A 6,090-nucleotide genomic window follows, 5' to 3' on the forward strand; every position below is an offset into this window, starting at 1 on the left:
GGCTCCTATTTTTTCTGCAATTGTTTTTGACGTTCTTCGTCCGCTTTCCGCCGGGCCTCTTCCTTCAGCAGTACGCTGAGCAGTCGGGGCTGGCCCTCGTAAGAGGCCATCTGCGTGATAATCGGCGAGTATTGCTTGACGTCGATCTGGAATTCGAAGGTTTGCTCGGTCGGCGCTGATTTGCCGCCGGCCCCGATCAGGACATTGCGGCCGGTCACGAACACTTTGTCGGTTTCCGGTTCGTAAGTGACGCGGACAATCTCGAAGCGTGAAGCCACCTTTTCCTGCTTGAGCATGTCGAGTTCCTGCGCGACTTGTTCGGTGATCAGGGAGCGGATTTCGCCGGTGACCATGTTGCTGAATGAATCCAGGACAAAGTCGGCATTCTCCGGGGAAACATTGCCGATCAGCGTGGCCGTGTACATGGCCCAGGCTTTTTTATAGCCTTCCGACGCCTTGTTTCGGGCGATTTCCGATTTCTCCGAGAGGCTCGGTGGTATCAGGATCACGGCCGTGTCTTTTTTCAGCCAGCCGATCAGGGTCAGCAGGTTGAGTCCCATCAGCGACAGACATACGAGTTTCAGAAATCGGTTTGAGGCCTGCAGGCTCAACCAGGTTGATGCGAAGTTTTTATAATCCATGTGGGGTCCTAAAAGAATCTGCGAATAAAGGCAAGGGGTCTGGAAGTCGGCGTTGTCTCATCGCAGCCCAGGCCGGCATACCAGTACAGCGCATGCAGCAGGAAGCCATTCGCCTGCCGGTCCTTGATGCGCCGGTACACTTTGATGCCGGCCAGTCCCGACAGAATGAGCACGCCGAGATAATTCACCATGATGCCGACGCCAAACGCGATGGCCAGCAGAATGAACTCGTCGAACTCCCAGAACAGGATTTGTTGCGGGTCATCTATGTAATTCGGAATGTCGCGCATATCAGTTCTCCGTGAATGGAATCAGATCGGCCCGGCGATTCTTGATGCGGTGCGCCTCAGTATCGTTAGGCACGACCGGATCGCTTTCGCCCAGGCCTTCGATCGAGATCTTGCCGGCTTGAATGCCGTGCTGAACGAGATAGTTTTTGACGGCCCTGGCGCGCTTGAACGACAATTTCTGGTTGTACCTGGCGGAACCTTGGCTGTCGGTATGGCCTTCAATGCGGACATGTATTAATTTGGCTTCAATCCGATGGATCAGGTTATCAAGTTTGTCCATTTCCATGGGATCAATGGACGCGCGATCGAACGCAAAGAAAACAGATTCTGTGTCCGGAATGGCATTCGGAGGCAAGGCAAAGGATTGCAAAGGTTGCGTGACCGGTTGCAACGTTTCTGGCCCAGGGACGGACAGGGCGTGCTGGAAACCGCCTTGCACAATCACTTGGTTGCGGGAGCCCTGGATGTTTTTGTAGTCCAGCTCAGCGACCACAGGCGGCAAGTAGGCCGTCACTATGATCCGGTCGCAGTCATCACCCGACCGGTTAAAAGGGCAGCCGGGCGTTGTCGAGCAACCGACAGCCAGGCTGACCAATAGCGCGATTGGCACCTTATTTAAGTTTTTCATAAATGATTTTCTCGTAATGTTTGACGTGTTGGACGTAGGTTTTGCCGCGCGCAGGATTCGACGGCGCGTGGTAATCGGCGACTGTTTGGCTGACATTATGTTTGTTGAGCGCCTTCAAGTAGCCGGCCGCCACAGTGATATTGGTTTGAGGATCTAACAGCGCGTAGGGGCTGGACACTTTGTCGCCGTGCCAGTAGTAGTTGACTTGCATGAGCCCGATATCCACGTTCGTGACGCCTTTGCCGAGCATTTCCTTAAGCGCCTGTGCAGCCGCTTCCTTGCTGGCATAACGTCGGGGTCCCGCCTTGATGCCGTTTTTCCCTGCATTGACATTGAGTGTCCAAGGCCAGGGTCTGAAAGTGCCGTCTCGCCAGCGCATGCCGCTTTCCTGGACGGCAATACTGTAGAGCGTGGCGACATTAACGCCGGCCGAAGCTGCCGCGCGTCCCCAGACGCTGTTTTCCAGCGTCGGGTTTGAATGCGCTCGGCTTGAAGCGAGGAGTAGGATGATTGTTAAACTGATGCTCTTTTTCATGCGGACTATTCTAATTCGCAGAAAAAAATTGCATCGGGTCGAAAAACGCCCAAAAATGGCCTGTTTTAATTTTTCTTTGCGTTTCGGGCTGTGTTTGCGAAGATATTTTAAGAATAGGTTAAGAATTCTCTTTTCAATGAGGAAGTGTGCCCGTTTTTAACCGTGATTGCTATCGGCAAACAGGGAATTGTACTTGACCGGCTTGACTTTGACTCATGGGCAGATGATTATTCAACGCAATGGGCGTCTCTCGCCAATTAGGAGGCAACTTATGGGACGTAACAGAGCGCCAGGACTTCGGAAACGAGGTCAATGCTGGCACATTGAAAAATAAATCAAAGGATATGGCCGACTTTTCGAAAGCACTGACACGGGCAGCCTTGAAGAAGCGGAACGGTATCTAGCCAAGCGTCTGGAAGAGATCAGGCGACAGGTGGTGTATGGGGTTCGCCCTCGTTGGATATTCCGTCGAGCCGCCACCAAATACCTGAATGAAACTGAGAAGCACAGTTTGGCTCGGGATGCTAATTGTCTGCAGATTCTGGATCGGTATATCGGCGATATGGCCATTGAAGAAATTCATATGGGCACGTTACAGACTTATCTGAATGCCAGAAAAGAGGCTGGGGTTAAAAGTGCTACGGTATCGCGTGAGCTAGCCGTGGTTCTAAGGATTCTGACTTTAGCAGCGCGGGTATGGTGAGACAATAACAATAAGCCGTGGATTGATACGGCTCCCTTATTGGCTTTGCCTAAATGGAAAGATGCCGCCGAACCGTTCCTAAAACTATGGACAATTATCGATGACGCAATGGGGGGCGTGTTGGCGGAATAAACCTAACTGTCGAAAAGCCGTTAACCAGAAAAAATCAATTGTTTGCAGCCCCCTTTTTGGGCTAATAACAGGTAGTAGTTCCCACTGCTTTGTTATAACTTATAGGAACCGGAATGAGTACACACGCAACTTCCCAAAGAATCACTATTCCCCAGATTAGATCGACAAAGGGAAGAGGCCGGCTTGTCTCTCTTACAGCGTACACGACGCCGATGGCGAAACTAATGGATGAGTTCGTGGATATCATTATCGTAGGGGATTCCACGGGAATGGTTGCGTATGGCATGGATTCAACCTTGCCGGTTACGCTTGACATGATGATCAATCACGGGAAGGCTGTCACTCGCGGGGCATCTCGCGCTTGTGTCATTATCGATATGCCCTTTTCCACATATCAGGAATCTCCTCAACAGGCTTATCGAAACGCTGCCAAAGTAATGGCGGAGACTGGCGCTCAAGGCCTCAAGTTAGAGGGCGGTATTGAAATGCTGGAAACCGTTGACTTCCTTACTAGTCGTGGTATTCCGGTAATGCCTCATATCGGCCTAATGCCCCAATATATCAATGCTATGGGGGGATTCAAGTTTCAAGGACGTACACCAGACGAGATAGAACGACTTGTCGCGCTTTCGCTGGAACTTGAAAAGTGCAACGCATTCAGTCTCCTGATAGAAGGGACATGTGAGGAAGCAGCACGGAAAATCACTAATTCTGTAAAAATTCCAACCATTGGTATTGGAGCCTCGCCCGAATGCGATGGTCAAGTATTGGTAACTGAAGATGCTCTAGGTCTATTCTCTGACTACACCCCGCGATTCGCGAAACAGTACATCGACTTGAGTGCATTGATACGGGAATCGTTCGCGAGATTCGAGGATGATGTTCGCTCCGGTGCCTTTCCGACATTGGAACACTGCTTTGATGTTGCCAATAAGTCATAACTCCCATTTCACCAGACCAACGGGAAAGCCGAGCAGGCCAGTGAATTTCAGGCATTAAGTTAACCAAAGGAACGTAGGATAATATCGATGAATCGCAAGGACATAGGACTGGCCATCTTAATAGTGGCCATTTGGGGATTCAACTTCGTCGCCATCAAAGTGGATCTGAAAGAAATTCCGCCCATTCTGCTTTGCGCGCTCAGATTCTTTCTCGCCGCGTTCCCACTGGTCTTTTTTATCGAACGGCCCGCCGTACCTTTCCGTAGCGTTATGGCCTTCGGATTGGTGATGTTCGTGTCTCAGCTCGCGCTGCTGTTTTCCGGCATGTATGCCGGAACAACGGCCGGCATGGCGTCTTTAGTGCTTCAGGTTCATGTGTTTCTCACGGTTGCACCGGCTGTCATATTTCTGGCTGAACAACTCTCTGTCTGGCAAATCATTGGCGCCTTGATGGCATTTTCGGGCATCTGGCCGGTTGCCGCCCATACAGGCGGCGAAATCTCGGCGCTGGGCCTGATTTTAATTGTTGCTGCCGCTGCCTCATGGGGCATAAGCAACCTGATCGCCAAGAAGCTCGGTAAAGTCGATATGCTGGCACTGGTGGTTTGGGGAAGCCTCGTTGCCTAGCCGCCGCTTTTGCTGCTGCCGTATCTACTGGAGCAAGACAGCTGGAGACTTGAAGGCATGGCTCATCTTTCATGGCCCACTATCGGAGCGGTCGGCTATATCGCCTATCTGTCAACTCTGCTGGGTTTCGCCGTGTGGAGCTGGCTGTTGAGTCACTATGCAGCGGCGACAGTGGCGCCGTTTACGTTGCTGGTGCCGGTGTTCGGCTTTACGAGTTCAACGCTGGCCTTGGGAGAGCCGCTCTATCCGTGGAAGCTAGCCGCTGCCATATTGATCATTGCAGGGCTGTGCATCAATCTGGCTGGCGCTCGCATCGCCATGCGCCTCCGTCCGGCATGAGCAAGCTGTCACCGGAACCGTCCGAGAAGCCGTATTGGCCAAGTTTGAACAATCAGTTCATGGAAAATTAAATACATATGATCCCGCTTTTGGCTAGCGGGTTTTTTCTACCACATCATCAGATCACTCAAAGGAGTTGAACGTCATGCGTAAATCGATAGCCCTGCTTGGTGAATATACACCGACATTTCCACCCCATGCTTCGACCGATGCGGCCATCAAGCATGTCCGAAACTTTTTGGATATAAACATAACAGCGGAATGGATTTCAACGGAAGACATTGACCAAAGCCTGTTTGATTGCTATTCCGGCATATGGGTGGCCCCAGGCAGCCCGTACAAGAGCATGGAGAAGACTCTATGGGCCATTCGCTATGCGAGGGAAAACAAGATTCCCTGTTTGGGCACTTGTGGCGGGTTTCAGCATATCGTGATTGAATACGCCCGTAACGTCCTGGGCTTTAAGGAGGCGCAGCACGCCGAATACGATCCATACGCCTCAAGCCTGTTCATTTCGCAATTGGCTTGTTCACTCGCTGGCCGTGAGATGCAGCTTAGTTTTGTACCGGGATCTCAAGTGGATGTAATTTACGGCAGTTTGTCGGCGAAAGAGCAGTATTACTGCAATTTTGGCGTCAATCCGGATTGCATCCCTCTATTGAAGCAAGGGCCGATGAGTATCTCTGGCTCAGATGCCGAGGGTGAAGTGCGCGTTATTGAACATCCGAATCACCCCTTTTTCATTGGCACATTGTTTGTACCGCAGGAGCGCTCTACACCTGAACAGCCACATCCGCTGATTACAGCTTTCTTAGCGGCTGTAGTGAGTTATTCAGTTTAACATTCCTAGCATTCAACATTAGCCATCAAAGACCCATGATCACTTGCTACCTACGTTACATCATTGACCCCTACAAGCTTAAGGAGTTTGAGCATGACGGAAAGTTGTGGATTCCTCTCGTGGAAAAGTTCGGCGGAAAACATCATGGCATATTTTATGCCTTTGGAAGGTGCGAACAATGTTGCGCTGGCTCTGTTTACTTTTCCGAATTTTGCACGCTATGAGGAATACCGATGTAAACCGGGGTTGAACGTTTTCCACCCATCGGCATGGTGGTAATTTGATAAATCTACTAAATAACAATTACTTGAGTAGTAGGTTGGAAGAAATTAGACGCTCTCTTTATTCCAAAAGTGGCAAAATGTGATTACCGAGGGAAACTGACGGACTAATTACCGAGGGACTTTGTCGTT

At 50.8% G+C, this 6,090-nt stretch carries 9 protein-coding genes; 5 read left to right on the forward strand and 4 right to left on the reverse strand.

Annotated elements, in window-relative coordinates; translation table 11 throughout:
- Positions 1–5: 5 nt before the first annotated feature.
- From IT781_RS17755 to IT781_RS17770, 4 genes are read right to left on the reverse strand one after another with little or no spacing between them, the layout of a single operon-like run.
- Positions 6–641 carry a TraE/TraK family type IV conjugative transfer system protein gene (locus IT781_RS17755; RefSeq protein WP_194971517.1) on the reverse strand — a complete coding sequence of 212 codons (636 nt, stop codon included), beginning with the start codon at positions 639–641 and terminating at the stop codon, positions 6–8.
- 8 nt (positions 642–649) lie between these two features.
- Positions 650–931: a type IV conjugative transfer system protein TraL gene (gene traL, locus IT781_RS17760; protein ID WP_194971518.1), complete on the reverse strand. Its 282-nt coding sequence runs from the start codon at positions 929–931 to the stop codon at positions 650–652.
- Between the two features lies 1 nt (position 932).
- Positions 933–1,559: an OmpA family protein gene (locus IT781_RS22650; protein ID WP_255528717.1), complete on the reverse strand. Its 627-nt coding sequence runs from the start codon at positions 1,557–1,559 to the stop codon at positions 933–935.
- Positions 1,543–2,094 (reverse strand): transglycosylase SLT domain-containing protein, encoded by a 552-nt coding sequence (locus tag IT781_RS17770; protein ID WP_194971520.1) that lies wholly within the window; start codon positions 2,092–2,094, stop codon positions 1,543–1,545. The genes IT781_RS22650 and IT781_RS17770 overlap by 17 nt, the downstream gene beginning before the upstream one ends.
- Before the next feature lie 436 nt (positions 2,095–2,530).
- Between IT781_RS17770 and IT781_RS17775 the strand changes: the two genes are divergently transcribed.
- The 5 genes from IT781_RS17775 (at position 2,531) to IT781_RS17790 (ending at position 5,677) form a co-directional block, all read left to right on the forward strand.
- Positions 2,531–2,797 carry a hypothetical protein gene (locus IT781_RS17775; RefSeq protein WP_194971521.1) on the forward strand — a complete coding sequence of 89 codons (267 nt, stop codon included), beginning with the start codon at positions 2,531–2,533 and terminating at the stop codon, positions 2,795–2,797.
- Between the two features lie 245 nt (positions 2,798–3,042).
- Positions 3,043–3,870 carry a 3-methyl-2-oxobutanoate hydroxymethyltransferase gene (gene panB / locus IT781_RS17780; RefSeq protein WP_194971522.1) on the forward strand — a complete coding sequence of 276 codons (828 nt, stop codon included), beginning with the start codon at positions 3,043–3,045 and terminating at the stop codon, positions 3,868–3,870.
- A gap of 87 nt (positions 3,871–3,957) precedes the next feature.
- Positions 3,958–4,497 carry an EamA family transporter gene (locus IT781_RS22480; RefSeq protein ID WP_228779252.1) on the forward strand — a complete coding sequence of 180 codons (540 nt, stop codon included), beginning with the start codon at positions 3,958–3,960 and terminating at the stop codon, positions 4,495–4,497.
- Between the two features lie 9 nt (positions 4,498–4,506).
- Positions 4,507–4,836, forward strand: a complete 330-nt coding sequence (locus tag IT781_RS22485) for an EamA family transporter (RefSeq protein ID WP_255528718.1) — start codon at positions 4,507–4,509, stop codon at positions 4,834–4,836.
- Between the two features lie 145 nt (positions 4,837–4,981).
- Positions 4,982–5,677 carry a CTP synthase gene (locus IT781_RS17790; protein ID WP_194971523.1) on the forward strand — a complete coding sequence of 232 codons (696 nt, stop codon included), beginning with the start codon at positions 4,982–4,984 and terminating at the stop codon, positions 5,675–5,677.
- Positions 5,678–6,090: the final 413 nt, after the last annotated feature.

Source organism: Methylobacter sp. BlB1, from assembly GCF_015476545.1.
Lineage (GTDB): Bacteria > Pseudomonadota > Gammaproteobacteria > Methylococcales > Methylomonadaceae > Methylobacter.